Annotated in this window: 13 protein-coding genes and 1 tRNA gene; 6 read left to right on the forward strand and 8 right to left on the reverse strand. The window is 62.4% G+C overall.

From position 1 onward, the window contains the following. The 4 genes from I5S59_RS10700 to I5S59_RS10715 all read right to left on the reverse strand — a co-directional run bounded on the left by I5S59_RS10700 (window position 1) and on the right by I5S59_RS10715 (window position 3950). The gene (locus I5S59_RS10700; RefSeq protein ID WP_197876575.1) at window positions 1-1389 is read right to left on the reverse strand and encodes a sensor histidine kinase; all 1389 of its coding nucleotides are present in this window, start codon (window positions 1387-1389) and stop codon (window positions 1-3) included. Then, the gene (locus tag I5S59_RS10705; RefSeq protein ID WP_128324587.1) at window positions 1367-2047 is read right to left on the reverse strand and encodes a response regulator transcription factor; all 681 of its coding nucleotides are present in this window, start codon (window positions 2045-2047) and stop codon (window positions 1367-1369) included. The genes I5S59_RS10700 and I5S59_RS10705 overlap by 23 nt, the downstream gene beginning before the upstream one ends. A 137-nt stretch (window positions 2048-2184) precedes the next feature. After that, window positions 2185-3201: a branched-chain amino acid aminotransferase gene (locus I5S59_RS10710; RefSeq protein ID WP_197876576.1), complete on the reverse strand. Its 1017-nt coding sequence runs from the start codon at window positions 3199-3201 to the stop codon at window positions 2185-2187. A 383-nt stretch (window positions 3202-3584) separates the two neighbouring features. Then, window positions 3585-3950 carry a glyoxalase superfamily protein gene (locus I5S59_RS10715; RefSeq protein WP_197876577.1) on the reverse strand — a complete coding sequence of 122 codons (366 nt, stop codon included), beginning with the start codon at window positions 3948-3950 and terminating at the stop codon, window positions 3585-3587. Window positions 3951-4139: 189 nt separating this feature from the next. Here I5S59_RS10715 and I5S59_RS10720 point away from each other — a divergent pair, with 189 nt between their 5' ends. Continuing rightward, window positions 4140-4574 (forward strand): RidA family protein, encoded by a 435-nt coding sequence (locus tag I5S59_RS10720; protein ID WP_197876578.1) that lies wholly within the window; start codon window positions 4140-4142, stop codon window positions 4572-4574. Here I5S59_RS10720 and I5S59_RS10725 read toward each other — a convergent pair. Continuing rightward, the gene (locus I5S59_RS10725; RefSeq protein WP_197876579.1) at window positions 4571-5869 is read right to left on the reverse strand and encodes a carbohydrate porin; all 1299 of its coding nucleotides are present in this window, start codon (window positions 5867-5869) and stop codon (window positions 4571-4573) included. The two genes, I5S59_RS10720 and I5S59_RS10725, sit on opposite strands and share 4 nt — an antisense overlap. 87 nt (window positions 5870-5956) lie before the next feature. After that, a complete protein-coding gene (locus I5S59_RS10730) occupies window positions 5957-8374 on the reverse strand; it encodes a glucose/quinate/shikimate family membrane-bound PQQ-dependent dehydrogenase (RefSeq protein WP_197876580.1) in 2418 nt (805 codons plus the stop codon). A 176-nt stretch (window positions 8375-8550) separates the two neighbouring features. On the opposite strand from I5S59_RS10730, the gene I5S59_RS10735 reads away from it, so the two are divergent. After that, entirely contained in the window at window positions 8551-10263 is a 1713-nt protein-coding gene (locus I5S59_RS10735; RefSeq protein WP_197876581.1) for an amidase, read from the forward strand. Between the two features lie 133 nt (window positions 10264-10396). On the opposite strand, the gene I5S59_RS10740 is transcribed toward I5S59_RS10735, so the two are convergent. After that, window positions 10397-10471, reverse strand: a tRNA-Gln gene (locus tag I5S59_RS10740). A 217-nt stretch (window positions 10472-10688) separates the two neighbouring features. Here I5S59_RS10740 and I5S59_RS10745 point away from each other — a divergent pair. Together I5S59_RS10745 and I5S59_RS10750 are read left to right on the forward strand one after the other, a co-directional pair. Beyond that, window positions 10689-11069 (forward strand): RidA family protein, encoded by a 381-nt coding sequence (locus tag I5S59_RS10745; RefSeq protein WP_197876582.1) that lies wholly within the window; start codon window positions 10689-10691, stop codon window positions 11067-11069. A 260-nt stretch (window positions 11070-11329) separates the two neighbouring features. Continuing rightward, entirely contained in the window at window positions 11330-13333 is a 2004-nt protein-coding gene (locus tag I5S59_RS10750; RefSeq protein WP_197876583.1) for a peptidase U32 family protein, read from the forward strand. 38 nt (window positions 13334-13371) lie between these two features. Here I5S59_RS10750 and I5S59_RS10755 read toward each other — a convergent pair whose 3' ends face one another. Further along, a complete protein-coding gene (locus tag I5S59_RS10755; RefSeq protein WP_197876584.1) occupies window positions 13372-14274 on the reverse strand; it encodes a LysR substrate-binding domain-containing protein in 903 nt (300 codons plus the stop codon). A 152-nt stretch (window positions 14275-14426) separates the two neighbouring features. Between I5S59_RS10755 and I5S59_RS10760 the strand changes: the two genes are divergently transcribed. Beyond that, window positions 14427-17447, forward strand: a complete 3021-nt coding sequence (locus tag I5S59_RS10760) for an FAD-binding and (Fe-S)-binding domain-containing protein (RefSeq protein WP_197876585.1) — start codon at window positions 14427-14429, stop codon at window positions 17445-17447. A gap of 297 nt (window positions 17448-17744) precedes the next feature. Beyond that, on the forward strand, window positions 17745-26654 hold the full coding sequence (locus I5S59_RS10765) for an autotransporter-associated beta strand repeat-containing protein (RefSeq protein ID WP_197876586.1): 8910 nt from the start codon (window positions 17745-17747) through the stop codon (window positions 26652-26654). The last annotated feature ends 10 nt before the right edge of the window (window positions 26655-26664 follow it).

The raw sequence follows: 26664 nt of genomic DNA on the forward strand, positions 1-26664 counted from the left end.
TTAACTGGCAACGCCAGTACGGCAATGAACCACCAGCTTCGCCCCGCCCAGTTCGCTCTCCCCGACCTCAAGCGCATAGCCATGCAGGTCGACAATCGCCGCAACAACCGACAGTCCCAGCCCGAACCCCGGGTGGCGATGGCCTTCCTCGCTGCGGTAAAAGCGCTTTAACACCGCCTCACGCTCATCCTCGGGAATCCCCGGTCCGCTGTCTTCCACCGCAATCCGTAACGTACCGGCCTCGCTGCTGGCGCGCATGCGCACCTGGCCGCCGGGTGGGGTGAACTTGATGGCGTTCCCCAGCAAGTTGGCCAACGCCTCGAACAACAGTTCGCGATCACCATGCAGCGGTGGCAGCTGCGCGGGCAGCTCAAGGCTGAGGCTGATTTCGCCGTCCTCGGCCAGCGGCAGGTAGAAGTCGTGCATCTCGATCAGCAATGTGCGTGGGTCCAGTTCGACGAAGCCGGCCCGGCGCTGGCGATCCTCCAGCTCGCTGATACGCAGCAAGCCGCGAAAACGCGCCATCAAGGTGTCGGTTTCGCCAATCGCCTGCTCCAGGGCTTCGGCCTGGGGCGATGCGTCGCCGGCTTGCTGGCGGATGCGGTAGAGCTGGGCGCGCAGGCGAGTCAGTGGGGTGCGCAGGTCGTGGGCGATGTTGTCGCACACCCCTTTGACTTCGTGCATCAAGCGTTCGATACGGTCGAGCATGGCGTTGACGATGGCGGCGAGCATGTCCAGCTCATCCCGGCGCGGCGACAACGGCAGGCGCCGGGTCAGGTCGCCGGCGACGATCTGTTCGGCGGTGGCCTGAATGGCGCGGATACGTTTGAGCGGCCGGCGTCGTAGCAGGTACCAGCCGGCAATTCCGGGAATGATGGTCAGCGACAGGCCCCAGAGCAGGGCATGCAGGATGATGCGGGTGACCACGAACAGCGAGCCGTTGTCGCGCACCAGTACCAGCCAGCGGCCGTCACGCACTTTCAGGGCTACCGCATCGCAGCTGTCACGAGGCAGGTGAGGATCGTCGGCGTCCAGGCAGCGGCTCAGTTCATGAATCTTGCCGTCCAGGCCCAGGTCAGTCGGCAGCTGGCGGATCTGCCCGCCGAGCGGATTGAACTGCGCATCGAACAGGCCGTAGGCATCAAAGCTGCGCTCTTCGAAGGCCTGGCTGGCAATCAGCGCATCGTCCAGCTGCTTGCCGCTCATGTGCGCGAACAGGTGCTGGCGTTGCATGAGTGAGTGGCGCGTCAGCTTGTTCAGGTAGCCTGAGACCTCGAAGTACAGCACCCCCATGAGGATGCTGCTCCAGGCCACAAACAGAAAACTGTACAGCGCCAACAAACGACTGGTGGACGAACTCCAACCCTTAGACGGGTTCGGCAATGGCATAGCCCGAGCCCCGCACGGTCCGAATCAGCGGAGTCTGGCCAGCGGCGTCGATTTTTTTGCGCAAGCGTCCGATATGCACATCAATCAGGTTGGTACCGGGGTCGAAGTGATAGCCCCAGACCTCTTCGAAAATCATCATCCGGGTGATCACCTGGCCGGCGTGGCGCATCAGGAACTCAAGCAACTTGTACTCGGTGGGCAACAGGTTGAGGGTGTGTTCGCCACGCTTGGCTTCGTGGCTGATCAGGTCCAGCTCCAGGTCGCCCACCTGCAGGCGGGTTTGCGCCATCGGTACGCTGTTGCGGCGCAACAGCACTTCGACCCGGGCGGCCATTTCGTCGGAGGCAAAGGGTTTGGTCAGGTAGTCGTCGCCACCGGCACGCAGGCCGCGCACCCGCTCGTCGACATCGGAGAGGGCGCTGATCATCAGGATCGGCGTTGCGATCTTCAGGTTGCGCAGGGTGGTGACGATCGTCAGGCCGTCGAGCTCCGGGAGCATGCGGTCCAGGGTGATCAGGTCGTAGCCACCGGCAATGGCTTTGGACAGGCCTTCACGGCCATTGTCGGCCCAGTCCACCTCCAGGCCATGGCTGGAAAGCTCGGCGACGATCTCCTGGGCGGTGACGGCGTCATCTTCAATGGTCAGTACGCGGGGCATGCTATTACCTGGGCGGCGAGTAGATGACTGATTGTGCCAAAGAATAGGCGGTGCCCGGGTTAAAGAAAAATTCATGTATTTGAGGGCTGCCGTGCAGCCCACAAAAACAAACCCCGCCATCAGGCGGGGTTTGTGGTTCAGGCGACCTTGACAATCCAGCCTGCTGGCGCTTCGACATCGCCGCTCTGGATGCCGGTCAGCTCGTTGTAGAGCTTCTGGGTGACCGGGCCGACTTCGGTTTCGCTGTGGAAGACGTGCAGCTCACCGTTGTACTGGATGCCGCCGATCGGGGTGATCACCGCTGCGGTGCCGCACGCCCCGGCTTCTTTGAAGCGCTTCAGGTCGTTGATCAGCACGTCGCCTTCGATCACTTTCAGGCCCAGGCGCGATTCGGCCAGTTCCATCAGCGACAGGCGGGTGATGCCCGGCAGTACCGAGATGGATTTTGGCGTGACGAATTCGTCGTTGTTGGTGATGCCAAAGAAGTTTGCCGAACCGACTTCTTCGATCTTGGAATGAGTCAGCGGATCGAGGTAGATGCAGTCGGCAAAGCCGGCTTTCTTCGCTTCGTAGCCCGGTTGCAGGCTGGCCGCATAGTTGCCGCCGACCTTGGCGGCGCCGGTGCCCTGAGGCGCGGCACGGTCGTAATCGGAGATCAGGAACTTGTGCGGGGTCATGCCGCCTTTGAAGTACGAACCAACCGGAATGGCGAAGATCGAGAAGATGAACTCCGGCGCGGTGCGCACGCCGATGTTGTCACCCACGCCGATGACGAAGGGACGCAGGTACAGGGCGCCCTTGCCGTACGGCGGAATGAAGCGCTCGTTGGCCTTGACCACCTGTTTGCAGGCTTCGACGAACACGTCGGTTGGTACCCGCGGCATCAGCAGGCGATCGCAGCTGCGCTGCATGCGTTCGGCGTTCTTGTCCGGGCGGAACAGGTTGATCGAGCCGTCCTTGCAGCGGTAGGCCTTCATGCCTTCGAAGCATTGCTGGCCATAATGCAGCGCGGTCGAGCCTTCGCTGATGTGCAGTACGTTGTCGTCAGTCAGGGTGCCCTGGTCCCACTCGCCATTGCGGAAGTTGGACAGGTAGCGCTTGTCGGTCTTGATGTAGTCGAAGCCCAGCTTGTCCCAGTTAATTTCGTTACTCATGGCACCCTCGAATCGGTTTGCATTTGCCTGATGTTTCAGGCGTTTGTTATTGCGCACGCAGCCACGATAATACATCCCGTGCGGATCGGGAACGCCCAGTCATAGGATTGGACCATGGTCGCAGTGAAAATCTTTGAAAATTGCCCCGGCAAGGCTCAGCAACGGGCTGTTGAGGCCGTTTTACGACCCGACGAAGGGCTACCTCAAAGGCGTTGACCTGCTGCAGAAGCAGGCGCAGTATCAAACCATCAAGCTTTGCCTGCTGACCTCGTTCGTACTACGACCATCGCCAAACGCGAGGCGGGTACGCAAGATTCACGCCTAAGGCAGCAGGTAATCCAAGGCCCCGCCAGCAATGACGGGGCCTTGTCTTTTCTGGCTGTTCAGTCTTCGATCTGCTGACAGAACCGCAGGCGATTGCCGAACGGGTCGGCGATCTCCATCTGCAGGCCCCAACCGACGCGCACCGCCTCAGGGCGGGAGTAACCGTAGCGCTTTTCCGCCAGCTCGTGCTGCAGGGCGAGGATGTCTTCGACACGGGCAAATACCGTCGAACCAGGGGTGGCATCGCCGTGATGCTCGCTCAGGTGCAGGATCAGGCCGTCGCGGTGTACCTGGGCATACAGGGGCAGGTCGGGTTCGAAACGGTGTTCCCAGTCCAGGCTGAAACCGAGGAAGTCCTGGTAGAACTCTTTGGCTTTTTCGACGGAAAAGATACGCAGGACCGGGATGGCGGGAGCAAGGTGCATAGCAAGGACTCGTCAGATGTCAGTCGGCGGCGTTGGGCAAACCGTAGCGTTACTTCACGGTCTGCAGGCGCAGATCACTGTAGTAGAAGTCGTACTTGGGTGTTCTGGCAAATCTGTAGCAAAAGACGCCTTGACCTCTACTTAACTCAAGGTTCGATACTGCCCGCTCTTTCGTAAAGGAGTACATCCATGAGCCTGGAAACATTCCCCGGCGCCTTTCAGTTGTCCAACCCCGAAGGCCTCTACGACCCCAGCGCCAACGCCTATTCCCATGTCGCCGAGATCCGCCCTCAAGCCCGGCTCCTGTACGTTGCCGGGCAAGGGGGTGAAGACATCGAAGGGCGGCTGCCAGCCGACTTTGCCGAGCAGGCCAGGCACGCCCTGGCCAATCTGCAGACAGCGTTGCGCAGTAAAGGCGCCGGGCTAGAGGATGTGTTCAAGCTGACGCTGTTGATTGTCGACCACTCAGAGGCAAAGCTGCGCCACTGGGTGGCCGAGGCCGACCGTGCGTGGGGGCCTCGAAAGAAGCCCACCTGCACCTTGATCCCGGTACCCAGGCTGGCGCTCGATGGCATGTTGATCGAAGTCGAAGCCATCGCCGCGCTGACGGATCAGCACGCTTAGAAAGTGGCTTTGACCTGCAGGCCCAGCACCAGCGCATTGTCGATGTCCTGACCGGAAAATGCGCCGGGCTCGATGATGTACTGCACATCCGGGCGCAGGGTCAGCCAGGGCGTGGCCTGGTAGCCGTAGCTGAGTTCCAGCAGCTGTTCGGCGCTGTTCAGGTCGGGGTAGGCGATGCCAGCGGCGAGCGCGGCATCTTGCTGCACATCGCGGCTGCGCGGGTTGGGTACCGCGCGGCCGTAGCCCAGGGCGAGGGTGTCACGCGGGCGGCCTTCAAACGGCTTGTACAGGACCATCCCGGCGCCGTACCACGTGCTGAAGGGCGACGCGGCGCTGCTGGCAGCCGAGTACTGGCCGAAGGCGTGCAGGCTGCGTCCGGCTGAAACCGGCGAGTTCCACAGCGCCTGGTCGATCAGCAGGTAGTGGCCCGAGCGGCCGGCCACGTCCTTGTCGCTGCCGATGCGTTGGGCGTCGGAGCTGTCGTAGTAGTAACCCAGCTTGTACTCGCCCGGCAGTTTTGCCTGATGCTTGTACACCAGCTCGATCGGCACCACGGTGCCGGTGGTGTGCTTGGGCCCCAGATGCCAGGCGCGGCTGGAATTGCCGTTGCTTTGCGGGTCGACATTGAAGGCGGCTACGCGCAGTTGCCAGGCCGGTGACAAGTCGTACTTCACCCGCGCGCCGAGGTGGGAATTGGGGTAGTTGGTCCAGCCACTGCCGCCCGACATGTTCAGCGGGTGACCGCAGAAGCCGGCGTTCATAAAATTGCACAGTATGCCGCTGTCAAGGCCACCAAGGTCGTTGCCCATGGCCATGTAGCCGAGCTTGACGTTAAGTGCCGGGGTAAACAGGGTGCGTTCGTAGCTCAGCTCGGTCAGGCGGGTGTACAGGCCGCCGTAGTTTTCCTGGATGGGCAGGCGGTTGCCGACCAGGTCTTCCGAGGCGCTGTTGCCGCGGCGGTCGTTGACCGTCAGCTGGATTTTGCCGGCGTTTTCCATGCCATACAGCTTGCTCAGGTCGAACTGTACGCCGAGCTTGAGGTTCTGCGAATAACGCACCGAGCGGTGCAGGCCGCCGTCCGCGTTGTAGGCTGTTTCGCCGCTGTAGTCACCGGTGAATTTGACACCTTGTTCATCCAGCTGGTGGCGCAGGCCGCCCCAGTCACCGGTGAGGGTGCTGCGGCTCAACAGGTCCGGGCTTTCATTGGCCAGCGCAGGGAGGCTGGAACTGCAGGTCAGGCCGAGCAGCAGGCCGGTGATCAGGCGGGGAGGGGAAAAGCAAAAAACGGAAGACATGCGCAACCTTTCAAACGAAATCGCGAGCGACAGATAAAAAGAGGAGTGCGCGGTGCAAAAGCACCGCGCGGGTAGAGCGATGGTGGGTTACGGCAGCGCGTAGGCGATGACGTAGTCACCCCGGTCGGGCGACTGGCGAGCGCCGCCAGCGGTAATGACGATGTACTGCTTGCCGGTTTTCGGTGACACATAGGTCATCGGGCCGCCCTGGCTGCCCACGGGCAGGCGGGCTTTCCAGGCTTCTTCACCGTTGCCGCTGTTGAAGGCGCGCAGGTAGAAATCCTGGGTGCCGGCAATGAATACCAGGCCGCCCTGGGTCGACAGGGTGCCACCAAGGGTCGGCAGGCCGACCTTGATCGGCAGGTGCATGCGGATGCCCAGTGGCCCGGTGTCTTCCACGGTGCCGACCGGTACCTGCCAGGCGACCTTCCGGGTTTTCATGTCGATTGCGGTCAGGGTGCCGAATGGCGGTGCCTGGCAGGGAATACCGGCCACCGACAGGAAGCGGTTCTTGTTTACTGCATACGGGGTGCCCTTGAGCGGCACCGCGCCCATGCCGGTATTCAGCGCTTCGCCACCCGAGGCGGCCTGGGCTTTGTTTTGCGAGGGGATCATCTGGATCCAAAGGCCCAGGCGCATGTCGTTGACGAAGATGAAGCCATGCACCGGGTCGGTGGACAGGCTGCCCCAGTTCATGCCGCCCAGCGATCCCGGGAAGCTCAGCGACAGGTCGGTGCCTGGCGCGGTGTACAGGCCGTCGTAGCGCATCTTCTTGAAGTCGATGCGGCACAGCAACTGGTCGTACGGCGTGGCGCCCCACATGTCCGATTCTGTCAACTGCTGGGCACCGATCTGCGGCATGCCGACCGACTTGGGCTGGGTGGGCGAGTAGGGTTCGTAGGGGATGTTGCCTGGCTTGACCGGTACTTCATCGACCTGGGTCAGCGGCTTGCCGGTGGCGCGGTCGAGCACAAAGATCTGCCCGGCCTTGGTGCCGATCACCACCGCAGGCACCGACTGGCCGTCTGCCTTGGTGAAGTCGATCAGGCTTGGCTGCATCGGCAGGTCGAAGTCCCAGAGGTCGTTGTGCACGGTCTGGTACACCCACTTTTCTGCACCGCTGGTGGCGTCCAGCGCCAGTACCGACGCGCCGTACTTGTGGTTCAGTACCGTACGTTCGACGCCATAGATGTCGGTGGACGAACCGCCCATGGGCAGGAACAGGGTGTTCATGGCCGGGTCATACGACATCGGCGCCCAGCTGTTGGGGGTGCTGCGTACGTAGGTGCTGTCGCCAGTCGGGGCGCTCTTGTCTTCGGGGTTGCCCGGGTCGAAAGCCCAGCGCATCTGGCCGCTGATCACGTCGAAACCGCGGATGACGCCGCCCGGCATGTCGGTCTGGACGTTGTCGGCAACGCGGCCACCGACGACGACAGTGGTGCCGGCCATCAGCGGGGCCGATGACAGTTGGTAGTAGCTGTCCGGAACGTTGCCCAGGCCGGCCTTCAGATCAACCTGGCCATTGTTGCCAAAGCCTTCGCAGAAGGCGCCGGTGTCGGCATCGACGGCGATCAGGCGGGCATCGATGGTGTTGGTCAGCAGGCGACGCTGGCAGTTGGCGCCGGCCGGTACACTGGCAGCAATGATCGCCGAGCTGTTCGGTTGCGTCGGTTGCGCAATGGGTGCGGTGGCGTCGAAGTAGGCCATGCCGCGACAGCGCTGCCAGACCGCCGACTTGGCGTTGATTTCGTTTTTCCACAGCTCTTTGCCAGTGTCGGCATCGAGTGCGATCAGGTTGTTGTGCGGTGTGCAGATGAACACCTTGTTGCCAACCTGCAGCGGCGTCAGCTGGTCTTCGGCGCCGTTGCCATCACTGATGGCGACATCGCCGGTGTGATAGGTCCAGGCCACTTTCAACTGGTTGACGTTGTCACGATTGATCTGGTCCAGCGCCGCGAAACGGCTACCACCCTCGGTGTTGCCGTAATGCGCCCAGTCTTTTTGCGCTTTGGCCGGGTCGACCGCGGTCAGTCCCGGGCCGGTGCCAGTGGGGGCTACGCTCGGGTGGGCAACAAACATGTTGCCGGCGGCAATCACCACGGCAATCGCCAGCACGCCGGCCACACCATAAGCACCACGACCGGGCGTGGCACCGGCGGCGCGAGCCAGCATCGGGTACACCAGGGCCAGCGCCAGGCCGATGACGCCGAACATGAACAGACGCGAGAACAGCGGCCAGAACACCAGGCCGACATCGGCCAGGGCCCACAGCGCGGTACCGATCAGGAACGCGGCGAAAACCCAGGCTCCGGCTGGCTTGCGACGGGCGACCAGCAGGCCGGAAATGGCCATCACCAGGCCGCCGATCAGGAAGTACCAGGAACCACCCAGACTGACTAGTTTCACGCCACCGGCGGCCAGTGCCAGGCCGAGCAGGGCAATGATGATGCCCAGGCCTGTCAGGATGAAAGTTGAGGCGCCAGAGGTGCGCGGTGTTTGCTTCATATCGAAAAAAACTCGAAGAGGAGGGTGGCGGAATTATACCCTTAGCAAGCTAATTAACAAGTTAGTCCATTTTTTGGTGTTTAAAAAAATTGACGCCTCTGTTGCTTTAAATGCGCCTTCAGGGTTTTATGATGCGCATTGAATTGCATCAACCTTCAGCAGCAGGCAGTAACAGTATGATTGAAGTCACCGAAGTCTCCATTGCCGATCTACGCGCTGCGCTCGAATCGGGTCAGACCACTGCGGTCGAGCTGGTTCAGGCTTATCTGGCGCGTATCGAGGCCTATGACGGTCCCGACACGGCCACCGCGCTCAATGCCGTAGTGGTCCGTAACCCCGAAGCGCTGAACGAAGCCCGGGCGTCCGACGCCCGTCGGGCCAAGGGTGAATTGTTGGGCCCACTGGATGGTATTCCTTACACCGCCAAGGACAGCTATCTGGTGAAGGGACTCACCGCTGCTTCCGGCAGCCCGGCGTTTGCCGACCTGGTTGCCTACCGTGATGCGTTCACCATCGAGCGCTTGCGCGCTGCGGGTGCCATCTGCCTGGGTAAAACCAACATGCCGCCGATGGCTAACGGCGGCATGCAGCGTGGCGTGTATGGCCGGGCCGAAAGCCCGTATAACGCCGACTACCTCACTGCGCCGTTTGCGTCGGGCTCCTCCAATGGTGCCGGTACGGCCACGGCTGCCAGCTTCTCGGCATTCGGCCTGGCGGAAGAAACCTGGTCGAGTGGGCGTGGGCCTGCAACCAATAACGGACTGTGTGCCTACACGCCTTCGCGTGGGGTGATTTCGGTGCGCGGTAACTGGCCGCTGACGCCGACCATGGACGTCGTCGTGCCGTTTGCCCGGACCATGGCTGACCTGCTTGAAGTGCTCGACGTGGTGGTTGCCGAAGACCCCGACACTCGCGGCGACCTGTGGCGCATGCAGCCTTGGGTGCCGATCCCGAGCGTTGCCGAGGTGCGCCCGGCGTCCTATCTGGACCTGGCTGCCGACCCTACGGCGCTGGTCGGCAAGCGCCTGGGCGTGCCGCGTATGTACATCAATGCCGATCCTGAGGCCGGTACCAGCGAAGCGCCGGGTATCGGCGGCCCGACCGGGCAGCGCATCAACACCCGGCCATCGGTCATCAGCCTGTGGGAAGCGGCGCGCAAAGCCCTGGAAGCTGCAGGTGCCGAAGTGATCGAGGTGGATTTCCCGCTGGTGTCCAACTGTGAAGGTGATCGCCCTGGCGCGCCAACCGTGTTCAATCGCGGCCTGGTCTCCAAGGAGTTCCTGCACCATGAACTGTGGGACCTGACGGCCTGGGCCTTCGATGATTTCCTGCAGGCCAACGGTGACCCCAAGTTGAACCGCCTGGTCGACGTGGATGGCCCGAAAATCTTCCCCCACGACCCGGGCACGCTGCCTAACCGCGAAGGTGACCTGGCGGCGGGCATGGACGAGTACGTGCGCATGGCCGAGCGCGGCATTACCCCATGGGACCAGATCAGTACGGTGCCGGACGGGCTGCGCGGGCTGGAACACACCCGTCGTATCGATCTGGAAGACTGGATGGATGGCTTGCGGCTCGATGCCGTGCTGTTCCCGACCGTGGCCGACGTGGGCCCGGCCGATGCGGATGTCAATCCGGCGTCGGCGGACATTGCCTGGAGCAACGGTGTGTGGGTTGCCAACGGTAACCTCGCCATCCGTCATCTGGGTGTGCCGACCGTGACCGTGCCGATGGGGATCATGGCTGATATCGGCATGCCGATCGGCCTGACCTTTGCCGGGCGCGCGTATGACGACTCGTCGTTGCTGCGCCTGGCGTCGGCCTACGAGTCGACCGGCTCCAAGCGTCAGGTGCCGCCACGCACGCCACCGCTGGTGTCGGGCAAGTAACAGAGACGCCGGGGTTGAAGCAGCAATGCTCCAATCCCGGCTGTTCATGGCCGAGGCGAGCTGTATGTTCGGTGCGTACGAGTGCCGGGCTGTAAATGCCGGTCGGGGGAGAGTTTGATACGGAAGAAGAAAATGGCAGGGGCGGCTGGATTCGAACCAACGCATGGCAGGATCAAAACCTGCTGCCTTACCGCTTGGCGACGCCCCTGTAGGTGTTGCGACGAGTGCCTGGCACCCGCTGGATGACATTCGCTGCTGTGCCGTAAATGACCCGTTGCAGGAATGCGCGGAAATTTACCAACTTTTTTCCCGTCTGGGAAGAGTCTGTACAGATAAATTGTTTTTAAAACAGCTGGTTAGTGTTGGGCGAGGGCAGGCGTCATAATGCCTGCGATGCGTTACCCCACTTTTTTCAGGAAATACTCATGGCAAACCACGACCTCACCTTTACCCCTGACCCGGACCCGGAATCCATCTCCAGCGACGTCGTCGGCTTTGCCGGCGTGCTGGTTTCTACCCAGATCCCGACCCGCGCCGACGGCAGCCTGGAACTGGGCGACATCACCCTGCAAAGCGAGTGCACCCTGCAGGCGCTGAAGGTGGCCTTGGAGCGCGCTGGCAGCTCGATGGACCGGGTGATGCACCTGACCATCTACCTCACCGACATGGCGGACCGCGCGGCGTTCAACGAGGTGTACCAGCGTTTCTTCGCCAAGCCCTGGCCGGTGCGTGCTGCCGTTGGCGTGGCCTCGCTGGCCGTTGAAGGCATGCGCGTGGAAGTGACGGCGATGGCGGCAAAGGCCTAGGCCCGCACAGCTCTCCAGATTCCATCGATCCCGTGGGAGCTGGCGCTAGCCGGCGATGGACTGCGCAGCAGGCCCGGCTCGGTACCGGACGAACAGCATTCGCGGGTAAACCCGCTCCCACAAAGACAATTGCTCCTACAAAGTCAGTGGCCCAAAGCAATCAGGGTCATCCTGCATGCAGCTCGGCAGCCGACGGGTGCCTGTCACGCGTTTCGCGCTACAATGCGCGCCTTGACCGTGACAAGCCTGACTAAAAAAACATGTCCTTACCCAAGCATCACCTGGAATTGCTCAGCCCTGCCCGCGATGTAGCCATTGCCCGCGAGGCCATCCTGCATGGCGCCGACGCTATCTACATCGGCGGCCCAAGCTTCGGCGCCCGCCACAACGCCTGCAACGAGGTGGGCGAAATCGCCCAGTTGGTGGAGTTCGCCCGTCGCTACCATGCCCGGGTGTTCACCACCATCAACACCATCCTGCACGACAACGAGCTGGAGCCGGCGCGCAAGCTGATCCACCAGCTCTACGACGCCGGTGTCGACGCGCTGATCGTCCAGGACCTGGGGGTGATGGAGCTGGACATTCCGCCGATTGAGCTGCATGCCAGTACCCAGACCGACATCCGCACCCTGGCGCGGGCAAAGTTCCTCGATCAGGCCGGTTTCTCGCAGCTGGTGCTGGCCCGTGAGCTGAACCTGAAGGAAATCCGCGCCATCGCCGATGAAACCGATGCCGCCATCGAGTTTTTCATTCACGGCGCCTTGTGTGTGGCGTTCTCCGGTCAGTGCAACATTTCCCACGCCCAGACCGGCCGCAGTGCCAACCGCGGCGACTGCTCACAGGCCTGCCGCCTGCCCTACACCCTCAAAGATGAGAAGGGTGGGGTGATCGCTTACGAAAAACACCTGTTGTCGATGAAGGACAACAACCAGAGCGCCAACATCCGCGCGCTGGTCGAAGCAGGCGTGCGCTCGTTCAAGATCGAAGGGCGCTACAAGGACATGGGCTATGTGAAGAACATCACCGCCTACTACCGCCAGCGCCTGGATGCCGTGCTCGAAGACCGCCCGGACCTCGCCCGTGCCTCCAGCGGCCGTACCGCGCACTTCTTCCTGCCCGATCCGGACAAGACTTTCCACCGCGGCAGCACCGACTATTTTGTCAGCGAGCGCAAGATCGACATCGGCGCGTTCGACTCACCCACCTTTACCGGTCTGCCGGTAGGCGTGGTGGAAAAGGTCGGCAAGCGCGACATGCAGGTAGTCACCCACGAGCCGCTGTCCAACGGTGATGGCCTCAACGTGCTGGTCAAGCGTGAAGTCGTGGGTTTCCGCGCCAACATCGCCGAGCCCAAAGGCGAGTTCGATGAAGACGGCGAGAAGCGCTACCGCTACCGCGTCGAGCCCAACGAAATGCCTGCCGGGATGTATCAGCTGCGGCCTAACCACCCGTTGAGCCGCAACCTGGACCACAACTGGCAACAGGCCTTGCAGAAAACCTCCGCCGAGCGCCGTATCGGCCTGGGCTGGGTGGCACGCTTGCGCGAAGACCGCCTGGAACTGACCGCCACCAGCGAAGAGGGTATCAGCGCCACTGTTGGCCTGGACGGCCCGTTCGGTACGGCCAACAAGCCGGAGCAGGCCCTGGAGCAACTGCACGACCTGCTCGGCCAGCTGGGCACCACCCAGTACCACGCCACCACGATCAAGCTGGATGCGCCACAGGCGTTTTTCATTCCCAACTCGCAGCTCAAGGCCCTGCGCCGCGAGGTGATCGAATCGCTGACCGCCGCGCGTGTTGCCGCGCACCCACGCGGCGCGCGCAAAGCCGAGACCACGCCACCGCCGGTGTACCCGGAGTCGCACCTGTCGTTCTTGGCCAACGTCTACAACCAGAAGGCCCGCGACTTCTACCACCGTCACGGGGTCAAGCTGATCGACGCCGCCTACGAGGCACATGAAGAGAAGGGTGAAGTGCCGGTGATGATCACCAAGCACTGCCTGCGCTTCTCCTTCAACCTGTGCCCCAAACAGGCCAAGGGCGTCACCGGTGTGCGCACCAAGGTCGCACCGATGCAGCTGATTCACGGTGATGAAGTGCTGACCCTGAAGTTCGACTGCAAGCCGTGCGAAATGCACGTGATCGGCAAGATGAAGGGCCACATCTTCGATCTGCCGCAGCCGGGCAGCGCCGTGCAGCAACAGGTCGTTGGCCATATCAGCCCGGAAGACCTGCTCAAGACCATCCCCCGCGCTCCGCACTGAGTGCCAGCGAGCGCGGCGTTACAACGTCGCGCTCGCCGTCAGTCCCCCAGCTCCGTTCCCGCCTTGTCCAGCAGCCAGCCACGAAACGCTTGCAGCGCTGGCAGCGCCTGGTTGCGGGGTGGATATACCAGGTAGTAACTGCGCGCGCTGGCATAGGGCAGGGCGGGGCAGCTCAGCTCGCCGCTGGCCAGTTCGTCGGTGATCAGGATGCGGGGCACCAGGCCGATGCCGATGTCGGCACGCACGGCCTGGATCAAGTGCGACGTCAGTTCGAAGCTCGGTCCCAGGCGCATGGCGTGATGGGCCAGGCCGTGGTGGGTGAACCATTCGCCCCAGGCATTGGCATTGTTGGCGACACTGAGCAGCACCTGCTGGCTGATGTCCTTCGCGCTCCAGATGGCGCGGCTGGCCGCCAGGGTGGGTGAGAGAATCACCATCAGCTCTTCGGCATGCAGGCGATGGCAGATCAGCCCCGGCAATTCGCCGGTGGCAACGACGATGGCGGCGTCGATACCGCTGGTGGCGAAGTCGACGGGTTCGATGCGTGAATTGATATGCACCAGCACATCCGGGTGGCTGCGGTAGAACGCATGCAGGCGTGGCAACAACCATTTCGAGCCAAAGGTCGGTAGCGTTGCCAGGCGCAGGTTGCCACCACCGGCCTGGTGGGCAACTGCGTGCAGGGTAGCGCTGCGCACCCGCCCCAGGGCCTCGCTGATTTCGCGCTGATACAGGCGGCCGACGTCGGTCAGCTTGACCGTGCGGCCTTCACGGCGGAACAGGGTCACCCCCAGTTGCTGTTCCAGGGCTTGCACCTGGCGGCTGACAGCGCTCTGGGTCAACGACAGCTCGACCGCCGCGCGGGTGTAGCTTTCATGGCGCGCTGCCGCTTCGAATGCCAGCAGCAAGGACATGGACGGGGTGAGATTGCGGTAATTCATTCGTAAAAGTCATCAAAGGCTGCGGGATTATCCGTTTGTGCCTGGCTCAAGGCTGCGGGATCATTGGCATCATCCACTACCTGGCGGTGTACTGACCATACCGTTTCAGCAAGTATTCATGATTAGCCTGACATAAATGAGGCCATCCCCCGATGATCGCCCGACTGACCGGCACTGCACCGGCCACGTTGTACCCTGATTTCCTTGAAGCCCTGCGCACTGCCGGTTTCCGTGGCCAGCTCAGTGCTGACTACGCCACCCGTACGGTGTTGGCCACCGATAACTCGATTTACCAGCGCCTGCCCCAGGCGGCGGTGTTCCCGCAGGATGCCGACGACGTCGCACGCATTGCGGCGCTGATGGCCGAGCCGCGATTCAAAGAGGTGAAGCTGACCCCGCGCGGCGGCGGCACCGGCACTAACGGCCAGTCGCTGACCGACGGCATTGTTGTCGACCTGTCGCGGCACATGAACAGCATCCTTGAGATCAACGCCGAAGCGCGTTGGGTGCGGGTGCAGGCCGGTGTCGTCAAGGACCAGCTCAACGCTGCGCTCAAGCCTCACGGGCTGTTTTTTGCCCCGGAGCTGTCGACCTCCAACCGCGCCACTGTCGGCGGCATGATCAACACCGACGCCAGCGGCCAGGGCAGCTGCACCTACGGCAAGACACGTGACCACGTGCTCGAGCTGCACAGCGTGCTGCTCGGTGGTCAACGTCTGCACACACGTCCCTTGAGCGACGCCGAGCTGGACCAGGCCTGTGCCGAACCAGGCCGTGCCGGGGAGGTGTACCGTACCGCCCGGCAGATCCAGGAAACCCAGGCCGAGCTGATCGAGCAGACCTTCCCCAAACTCAACCGCTGCCTGACCGGCTACGACCTGGCGCACCTGCGCGACGAGCAGGGGCGTTTCAACCTCAATAGCGTGCTGTGTGGCGCTGAAGGTTCGTTGGGCTATGTGGTCGAAGCCAAGCTCAATGTGCTGCCGATTCCCAAGTACGCAGTGCTGGTCAACGTCCGTTACACCAGCTTCATGGACGCCCTGCGCGACGCCAATGCATTGATGGCGCACAAGCCGCTGTCGATTGAAACCGTCGACTCCAAGGTGTTGATGCTGGCGATGAAAGACATCGTCTGGCACAGCGTCGCCGAGTATTTCCCCGCCGACGCCGAGCGCCCGACCCTGGGGATCAACCTGGTGGAGTTCTGCGGTGACGACCCGGCCGAGGTCAATGCGCGGGTCCAGGCTTTCGTTGGCCACTTGCAGGCCGATTCCAGCGTCGAGCGCCTGGGTCATACCCTGGCCGAAGGTGCCGAGGCCGTGACGCGGGTGTACACCATGCGTAAGCGTTCGGTGGGCTTGCTCGGCAACGTCGAGGGCGAAGTGCGTCCGCAGCCGTTTGTCGAAGACACCGCGGTACCGCCGGAGCAACTGGCGGACTACATTGCCGATTTTCGTGCCCTGCTCGACAGCTACGGGCTGGCCTATGGCATGTTCGGCCACGTCGACGCCGGTGTGCTTCACGTGCGTCCGGCCCTGGACATGAAAGACCCGGCCCAGGCAGCGCTGGTCAAGCCGATTTCCGATGCAGTGGCAACCTTGACCCTGCGTTATAGCGGCCTGCTGTGGGGTGAACACGGCAAGGGCCTGCGCTCGGAATACGTGCCGGAATACTTCGGTGAGCTGTACCCGTCGCTGCAAGCGCTCAAAGGCGCTTTCGATCCGCACAACCAGCTCAATCCCGGCAAGATCTGCACCCCGCCCGACAGCGCCCAGGGCCTGATCAAGGTCAACGAGGCGCCCATGCGCGGTGACTTTGACCGCCAGATTGATGAGCGTGTATGGCAAAGCTTTGGCAGCGCCGTGCACTGCAATGGCAACGGCGCCTGCTACAACTACGACCCTAACGACGCCATGTGCCCGTCGTGGAAAGCCACGCGCGAACGCCAGCATTCGCCCAAGGGCCGCGCTTCGCTGATCCGCGAATGGCTGCGCCTGCAGGGGGCTGCCAATATCGACGTGCTGGCTGCGGCGAAAGGCAAGACCGCCTGGCTTAAAGGCTTGCCGGCGCGCCTGCGCAACAACCTGTCGCGCAGCAAGGGCGAGGCCGACTTCTCCCATGAGGTCTACGACGCCATGGCCGGTTGCCTGGCCTGTAAATCCTGTGCGGGGCAGTGCCCGATCAAGGTCAACGTGCCGGAGTTTCGCTCACGCTTCCTTGAGCTTTATCACGGGCGCTATCAGCGGCCGCTGCGCGACTACCTGATCGGTTCGCTGGAATTCACCATCCCGTACCTGGCGCATGCGCCGGGCCTGTACAACGCGGTGATGGGTTCGAAATGGGTGAGCAAGCTGCTTGAACGCCACATCGGTATGCTCGACAGCCCGCTGATCAGCCGTTACAACTTCCAGGCCACCCTGGCCCGTTGCAATGTACGTGTGGCCAGTATTCCGGCCCTGCGCGAACTCACCCCGGCCCAGCGCGAACGCAGCATCGTGCTGGTTCAGGACGCCTTCACCCGATACTTCGAAACCCCGGTGCTGGCGGCGTTTATCGACCTGGCACATCGCCTCGGCCACCGTATCTACCTGGCGCCTTACAGCGCCAACGGCAAGCCGCTGCACGTCCAGGGTTTCCTGGGTGCGTTCAACAAGGCGGCGATCCGCAACGCCCGGCAACTCAGTGCCCTGGCCGACTGCGGCGTGCCGTTGGTGGGGCTGGACCCGGCCATGACCCTGGTGTATCGCCAGGAGTATCAAAAAGTGCCGGGCCTGGGCGACTGCCCGAAGGTGGCGCTGCCTCAGGAGTGGCTGATGGACGTGCTGCCCGAGCAGCCCGGCAAGGCTGCTGGCACCTTCCGCCTGATGGCCCACTGCACCGAGAAAACCAACGTGCCCGCCAGTACGCGTCAGTGGGAACAGGTGTTTGCCCGCCTGGGTCTGAAGCTGGTCACCGAGGCCACCGGTTGCTGCGGCATGTCTGGCACTTACGGCCACGAAGCGCGTAACCAGGAAACCTCGAAGACCATCTTCGAACAGTCCTGGGGCACCAAGCTGGACAAAGAGGGCGAGGCCTTGGCCACCGGTTATTCCTGCCGTAGCCAGGTCAAGCGCATGGCCGACCGCAGTCTGCGCCATCCTCTGGAAGTGGTGCTGCAACAGTTGAGCCGCTGACGATCAGGCAGCGTTGTCCAGGTTCGCCTTGGACAACGCTGCCGTTCACGTGCGCTTGGCCGTCGCGCAGGTCAGCCGATAACCGAAATGATCAAGCGCCTTCCGACCGTCAAAAATGCAGATCGCTCTATTTTAGGGCTTTTCAGATAGCGTCAAAAAAATGGAAAAAATGCCATAAAAAATATGGCGAATTGCTATCAAATTTTCCTTTGTCTTGTTGTATCGTTCGCCGGTTTGGCTCCGTGCCCTGTGCTGTACCACCGGGAATTTCTCTTCCAAGACAAGGAAGTTACTGCAATGAATCATGTGTTTGCGTTGGTATGGAATGCGTCACAGGGCGCATGGACTGTCACCCATGAGTACAGCAAGCGTTGCGGCAAAGGCACTCGACGCCTGAGCAAGCTGGCGTTGGCTTCGCTGTTGTTGAGTGCGGGTTTCAGTTCATCTGCGTTCGCCGCTTGTGCCGTGACCAACCTGGTTGTGGACTGCTCCGGTATCGCTGATCTAATCATCGCCAACAACTTTTCCAGCCCGTTTGATGGCCTGACGGTCAACGTAAATCCGGGTTCGTTGATGAACGCGCCGATTGGCGGCACGGCGATGAACCTCACCGGTAACAACATCACCCTCAACAACCGGGGGGCCATCGACCCGTCGGCTGTTGGCCTGGTTACCCTGCTGAGCAACGGCGCAGTGATCGGTAATGGCCTCTCGGGGGCAGTGCTAATCAACAATGAAATGACGGGAAGCCTCGTCGGTACTGTCGGCTTGATGGGCCTGACCCTCAACACCCTCCAGGGCATGGCGCTCAACGTTAACAACGGTGCTTCTGGCTCCACCACTATTGTCAATAACGGCACCATCAGCTCCAGGGCCCTACTGGGGCTCTACGTGCCGGGCGCCGACGCACCGGTGGTGGCGGTTCATGGCGGCTCCCGGGTCAACATGACCAATAACGGAACCGTCATTGGCCGGATCGCCTTCGAGGCCTCGCCCGACGGCAACACCTTCGTCAATGCCGGCTCCATCCAGGGCAGCGTGTCGCTCGGTGCTCACAGTACCGGCACCAACCGTTTTACAGCCATCACCGGCTCCAGCGTGTCAGCGGGTGGAGGCATTGGTTCGAGTCTGGGTGGTCTGCCAGGGGGCGACTTGACTTTCGCTGCTACCGGACAGGTCGACGGCGGTGCTGGCGGCAACAACGAACTGATCCTGCAAAACAGCCTGCTCGGTTTTGGTGGTGGTCTCGGGGGCAGCGGCACGGTGTCCAGCGCTAACTACGTCAACTTCAACCAGTTGACCGTCAACAGCGGCACCTGGATGTTGCAGGGGCCCTTGACGAGTGGCTCTACAAGACTCAATGGTGGTTTAGCCCGATTCGACAACAATGGCGCATTCGGTAGTGGGGTGTTGACCTCCAATGGCGGAGCCATCGAAGCGGTTACCAACGGCCTGACGCTTTACAATCCGATTGATGTAGGGCCGTTTGGCGGTCTGACCGTGGCCGGTGATAATTCCCTGGCGCTGGCCGGCGGGATCTATGGGGTGGGTGGCCTGACTAAACTCGGCACGGGCAACTTGACACTAGCGGGTTTTAACGCGCTCTCAGGCCCGTTGAACATTCAAGCGGGTAGTGTCACGACGCTCTTGAACAACTCATGGTCATACTCCCCCAGCGTCAACGTAAGCGCTGGCGCCAGCCTCAACCTCGACAGCGATTTCAGTATCGGCTCCTTGGCTGGTAGTGGCAGCGTACGGACCGGTGTCAGCACCTTGACCGTGGGCGGTGACAACACGACTACCACCTTTTCCGGTGACCTCAGTGGTACCGGCAATCTGAGCAAAACCGGCTCGGGGACGCTGAGCCTGATTGGAACCAAAACCTACACCGGTACCACCTCGATCAATGCAGGCACCCTGTACCTCAGCGGTTCACTGGCCAGCTCGCAAGTCAGTGTCAACAGTGGCGGTACCCTCAGAGGGAACGGCACGTTGTCGGGTGCGCTGAGCATCAACAATGGCGGCAGTCTGGCGCTGGTCTCGGGTAGCAACCTGACAGCCGATTCACTGGCCCTTAACGCCTACAGCGGTCTGGACGTAGTACTGGGCGCGCCTTCGACCACTTCTCTGCTCAATGTCGGTGATCTCACGCTCGATGGAAACCTCTACGTAACTGACACCTTTGGCTTCGGCGCCGGTGTGTACCGTTTGATCGACTACACCGGTAGCCTGGTCGATAACGGCCTCGAGCTGGCCGGCCTACCGAATGGCTTTGGTCTGAGTGACCTCGTGGTGCAGACGGCAATCGGCAACCAGGTCAACTTGCTGGTGGCGGCGCCCAACCAAAACATTCGTTTCTGGGACGGCAGCCAGACTATCCCCAATGGTGTGATCGACGGTGGCAACGGCACCTGGAACGCGCTCGGTACCAACTGGACCGACGTCAACGGCGTAGTCAACCGGTCTTGGGCCGGCGACTTCGCGGTGTTCCAGGGCACCGCCGGTACCGTGACCGTGAATGGCACCCAACTGCTGACCGGCATGCAATTTGTCACTGATGGCTACAACCTGGTCAGCGGCGCGGCGGGGCAGCTGACAGCGGTCAACGGCACCAACGGCAGCACGGCAGTGCGGGTCGATTCGGGCGCGACTGCGACGGTTGGCGTCGCTATCAACGGTAGCGGCACCCTCAACAAAATCGACAGCGGCACCCTGGTACTCAGCGGCGCCAATACCTATACCGGCGGTACCCTGCTCAGTGGCGGTACGCTGGTGGTGGGCAGCAACAACGCGCTGGGCTCGGGACAGTTGACCGCTGCACACGGTACGCAACTGGACAGCAACACGACCGTGGTTCTGGGTAACGCCCTGACCCTCGCCGGCGATCTCAACGTCAACGGCAGCAATGCGCTTACCCTCAACGGTGTGGTTGGTGGTGTCGGTGGGCTGATCAAAAACGGTGTCAGCACGCTGACCCTCGGCGCCAACAACACCTTTCTTGGCCCGGTGCTATTGAATGGCGGTGGGCTGGTGGTGGGCGCCGACTCGGCATTGAGCACGGGCATACTGTCTACGGCCGATGGCACCACGCTGGACGCCAGCACGGCGGTCGCCCTGAGCAACACGGTCATTGTGACGGGCAACCTGGGCATTGGCGGCACTGCCGACCTGACGCTGAATGGCTTCCTACTCGGTAATGGCGGCCTGATCAAGTATGGCGCGGCTGGCTTGACCCTGAGCGGTTCCAACGCTTACATCGGTGGTACCACGCTCACTGCTGGCACGCTGACTGTCGGCGGCAACGGTGCGCTGGGGATGGGCAACCTGAGGGTAACGGGTGCGTCTAACCTGGACAGCAGCACAGCTGTCAGCTTGAACAATTATCTGGAACTCGACGCAACCCTGACTAACACCGCCAGCAATGACCTGACCCTGGGCGGTGTCATCAGTGGCGCCGGCGCCTTGAGCAAAAGCGGTAACGCCAACCTGACGCTCAACGGCCTCAATACCTACCAAGGTGGCACCACGTTGAATGCCGGTACCCTGACGCTAGGCACCGCCAGCGCACTGGGCAGCGGCGCACTGACCGCCACCGGCAATGCGACCCTGGACACCAGCGCTGCGCTGCTGCTGGCCAACAACGTCAATGTCAACGCCAACCTGAATGTGGCAGGTAGCAACCATCTGACCTTGACCGGTGTAGTCGCCGGCGCTGGTACCTTGAGCAAAAGCGGGCAGGCCGACCTTACCCTCACAGGTAACAACACCTTCAGCGGTATGTTCGATGTAACAGGTGGCCGGCTCTTGACGCTAGGCAACAATGCACTGGGCAACGGCTCCAGTGCCAACGTCGATGCTTCTGCCAGCCTCAATCTTGGCGGCAACGCCAGTCTCGAGGCATTGACCGGGAATGGCACAGTGCAGACCCTTGCCGGTAATACCTTGACGCTTGGCGGGATAAACCACACCGGTACCTTCGATGGTTCCATCGTTGGTGGCGGCAACTTGAGCAAAGTTGGCAGTGGCACACTGACCTTGAGCGGTATGAGCGGCATCACCGGCACCACCCAGGTCAATGGCGGTACGTTGAACCTCAGCGGCTCTCTGGCCAGCGCGCAGGTCAACGTTACCAGTGGCAGTACCCTGACCGGCGAGGGCACGGTACTCGGTGCGGTCAGTGTCAACAACGGGGGGCACCTGGCGCTGTCTTCAGGCAGCACCCTGTCGACCGGCTCGTTGATTCTCGACGCCAACAGCAACTTCGATGCAACGCTGGGCGCGCCTACGCTCACGCCACTGCTCACGGTCAACGGCAACCTGTTGCTGGACGGCAACCTGAACGTCACTGATGCAGGAGGCTTCGGTGTCGGCGTGTACCGTTTGATCGACTACACCGGTGCCCTGATCGACAACGGCCTCGAGTTTGCCGGCCTGCCGAACGGTTATGGCCTGGGCGATCTCGTGCTTCAGACGGCAATCGGCAGTCAGGTCAATCTGCTGGTTTCGGCGCCTAACTACGACATTCGGTTCTGGGACGGCAGCCAGAGCATTGCCAACGGCTCCGTGGAAGGCGGCAGCGGTACCTGGAATGCGGGCAGCACCAACTGGACCAGCGTCAATGGCACGATCAACCAGACATGGGCCGGCGACTTCGCGGTGTTCCAGGGTGCCGCCGGTACCGTGACGGTGAACGGCACTCAGCTGCTGACCGGCATGCAATTTGTCACTGATGGCTACGACCTCGTCAGCGGCACGGCGGGGCAACTGACGGCGGTCAACGGCACCAGTGGCACCACGGCGGTGCGGGTCGATCCGGGCGTGACGGCGACGGTTGGCGTCGCTATCAATGGTAGCGGCATTCTCAACAAGCTCGACAACGGTACCCTGGTACTCAACGGTGCCAATACCTACACCGGTGGTACCCTGCTCAATGGCGGCACCCTGGTAGTGGGCAGCAATAACGCGCTGGGCTCGGGACAGTTGACCGCTGCAGGCGGTACGCAACTGGACAGCAACACCGCCGTCGTTCTGGGCAACGGTGTGACCCTTGACGGCAACCTCAACGTTAGCGGCAGTAATGCGCTGACGCTCAACGGTGTGATTGACGGTGCCGGTGGCCTGACCAAAAACGGTGCCAGCCTGCTTACCCTGGGTGCCAGCAACACCTTTGTTGGCCCGGTGCTATTGAATGACGGTGGGCTGGTGCTGGGCGCCGACTCGGCGTTGGGCGCAGGCACATTGGCTGTGGCCAATGGCACTACGCTGGACGCCAGCACGGCGGTCGCCCTGAGCAACGCAGTCAGTTTGACGGGCAGCCTGGGCATTGGCGGCACTGCCGACCTGACCCTGAACGGGACCGTCAACGGCATTGGCAGCCTGGTCAAGTACGGTGTGGCGGGCTTGACCCTTACCGGTAACAACGCCTACTCCGGCGGCACCACGCTCGCTGCCGGCGCGCTGACCGTCGGTAGCAACAGCGCGTTGGGGCTGGGTAACCTCACTGTTGGCGGTGCATCGACCCTGGACAGCAGCACGGCCGTCACCCTGGGCAATGATATGGTGCTCAATGCCAGCCTGACGAACGTGGGTAGCCATGACCTGACCCTGGGCGGTGTAATCAGTGGCACCGGAGGCTTGAGCAAAAATGGCAACGCCAACCTGACACTCAATGGCACCAATCTGTTCCAGGGTGGCACGCTGTTGAACGCTGGCACCCTGACGCTCGGCACTGCCAGTGCACTGGGTAGCGGCGCAATGACCGTTGCCGGCAATGCGACCCTCGCAACCGGTGCACCGCTGGTGCTGGCCAACAACGTCAACGTCAACGCCAACCTGAACATCGCCGGGGTCAACAACCTGACCCTCGGTGGCGTAATCGCCGGCGCCGGTACCTTGAGCAAAAGCGGCCTGGCTGACCTGACCCTGTCGGGTAACAACACCTTCAGCGGTGCCTTCGACGTCTTGAGCGGCAGCCTCTCCACACTGGGCAACTCGGCGCTGGGCAACGACGCCAGCGTCAACCTCGGCTCGGGTGCCGCGCTGAACCTTGGCGGCTCAGCAAACATTGCCAGCCTGAGCGGCGGCGGTACTGCAAACGTTGGTGCAGGCAACACACTGAGCCTCGGCGCCAGCAACCTGAGCAACACCTTCGTGGGTACCCTTAGCGGTAGTGGTGCGCTGGCCAAGCTTGGCACGGGCACCCTGACCCTGACCGGGAGCAACACCCTGACAGGCGGAACCACGATCGATGCCGGTACCCTGAAGGTCGACGGTTCGCTGGACAGTGCCCATGTGCAGGTCAACAGCGGTGCCACCCTTACCGGCGCTGGTTCTCTAGGTGGGGCTGTGACCGTGGCCGACGGCGGGCACCTGGCCGTGTCCAGCGGTAGCGCCCTGGCGATGAACGCGCTGGTGCTGGAAAACAGCGCCAACCTGGATGTCGACCTCAGCGCCCCGGTGACCGGTGGCGGCAATGGCCTGCTGGATGTGGCGGGCAACCTGACCCTTGACGGCACCCTGAATGTCAGCGACCTCGGCGGCTTTGGTACCGGTGTGTATCGCCTGATCAATTACACCGGCACCCTGACCGACAACGGCCTGGCGATCGGCAGTGTGCCGGGCAACGTGACGCTGGCTGACCTGCAGTTGCAGACCGTCATTGCCAACCAGCTCAATCTGCTGGTCGCTGCGCCCGATGTCGCTGTGCAGTTCTGGGATGGTGCTCAGCAGTCGAGCAATGGTGCCGTGGATGGCGGCAGTGGCAGCTGGGGAACCGGCAACGCCAACTGGACGTCGGTTGACGGTACTTCGAACCAGGCCTGGGCCCAGAACTTTGCGGTGTTCCAAGGCACACCGGGCACGGTCACGGTAAACGGCACGCAAGGTCTCACGGGCATGCAGTTTGTCTCCGATGGTTACCATCTGGTTGCCGGCGCTGGCGCTGAGTTGACTTTGAGCAATGGCAGCCTGGGTACGGCGTCGGTACGAGTCGATCCCAAAGCTACGGCTACGATTGACATCGCAGTCAATGGTGCCGGCACGTTGGGCAAATACGACAGCGGAACCCTGGTCCTCAATGGTAACAACGGCTACACCGGCGGCACTGCACTGAACGGTGGCACGCTGGTCGTCGGTCATGACAATGCCTTGGGCACGGGCGGCCTCACAGTGGCAGACGGCACGACGCTGGACAGCAATTCCGCCGTGACCCTGCGTAACGCGGTGGCGCTGAACGGTAACCTGACCCTGGCCGGTAGCCATGACCTGACCCTCAGCGGCGTGATCAGCGGCAACGGTGCCTTGAACAAACAAGGCGATAGCGAATTGACCCTGAGCGGCAACAACACCTTCAGCGGGGCGCTCAATGTACTGAATGGCACCCTGAACCTGATTGGCAACACCGCGCTGGGCAACGCCAACCTGAATGTCGCTGATACTGCATCGGTCAGTGTCGGCGGCCTCAACATCCTCAACGCGCTCGGTGGCACCGGTGCACTGACGCTGGCGGCGGGCAGTACGCTGCAGGTGGGTGCCAGCGGTGCCAGCAGCGTCTATGACGGCTTCATCAATGGCGCCGGCCGTCTGGTCAAAGTGGGCGATGGCAAGCAAGTACTGAACAACAGTGTGGCGCTGGGCGGCGGCACCCTGGTCGCCGGTGGCAGTCTGATCGTCGGCGGTGCGGCCGGCTCCAGTGCGCTGCTGGGCAGCGATGTCGATGTAGCCCAGGGCGCCATGCTCGGCGGCCACGGCCGCATTGTCGGGGATGTCGAGCTGGGCAATGGTGCAACCCTGAACCCAGGCAACTCCATTGGCACCCTGACGGTCGATGGCGACATCAGCTTCGACAGTGGCTCGACCCTGGTGATCGAGGCCGATCCTGACGGCCGTTCAGACCGGCTGGTGTCCACCGGTACCGTCTCGCTGGGCGGCGCTAACCTGAGCGTGCAGGCCGGCACCGGTAGCTGGGCGCCGAGCACGCAGTACAACATTATCCAGGCCAGCAGCCTGAACGGTACCTTCGGTAGCGTCAGCAGCAACCTGGCATTCCTGACGCCGCAGCTGACCTACGCCAGCAATGGGGTGACGCTGAACCTGGCGCGCAACGACGTTGCGTTCACGTCGGTTGCACAGACCTACAACCAGCGCGCTGTATCCGGTGCGCTGGATGCCGCCGATGCCGGTGGTGTGTATGACGCCATCGCTGTGCTCAGTGCCGATGAGGCGCGTGCGGCATACGACAGCCTGTCCGGCGAAATTCACGCCAGCACCCGCGGCGCGCTATTCGACGACAGCCGTTACGTGCGTGATGCAATCGGCACGCGCTTGCGCAGTGCCCAGGGCCAGGCCCCCGGCGAAGGTATTCTGCACGTCGACGCCGACAGCGGCATGACCTTCTGGATACAGGGCTACGGCGGCTGGGGTGACAGCAACGGCAACCACAACGTTGCCGATCTGGACCACAACAGCCAGGGCATGTTGCTGGGTGTCGACATCCCGTTGAACGACACCTGGCGTGCAGGGCTGGCGGCCGGCTATGGCAGCAGCGACCTCGACGTCGATGGCCGCAACTCGTCCGCACAGGTCGACAGCACATCGCTGACGGCCTACCTGGGCGGCCAGTGGGATGCGCTGCATGTGCGCCTGGGCGCCTCTTATGCCTGGAATGAGGTCGACAGCAGCCGTCACGTCAAGGCCGGCAGCCTGCAGGAGCACGTCAAGGCGAACTACGACGCCAGCACCCGTCAGGTGTTTGGCGAGTTGGGCTATGCCGTACAGGCCGGTGACCTGACCCTGGAGCCGTTCGTGGGCCTGGCCCATGTTGAAGTGAGCACTGACAGCTTCAGCGAAAAAGGCGGCAGTACCGCGCTGAAAGGTGATAGCGAGAAAGACCGTGCCACCTACACCAGCCTCGGGGTGCGCGCTAGCACTCCGGCAGCCGACGTGGCCGGTGTGCCGGTCAGCGTACAGAGCAGCCTGGCCTGGCAGCGAGTGCTGGATGAGCCCGGCGAAAGCAGCCGCATGACCCTGGCGGGCTATGACAGCTTCACCGTCAAGGGCGTGCCGGTTGCCCAGGACACGGCGCTGGTACAGCTTGGGGTCAGTGCAAAAATCGCCCCGCAAGCAAGTGTCGATCTGGGCTACTCCGGGCAACTCGGCGATGGCTACAGCGATCACGGCGTACGTCTGGGGCTCAACATCGCGTTCTAGTGACAGAAGC

The organism is Pseudomonas alkylphenolica (genome assembly GCF_016009175.1).
In the GTDB taxonomy this organism is placed as follows: domain Bacteria; phylum Pseudomonadota; class Gammaproteobacteria; order Pseudomonadales; family Pseudomonadaceae; genus Aquipseudomonas; species Aquipseudomonas alkylphenolica_B.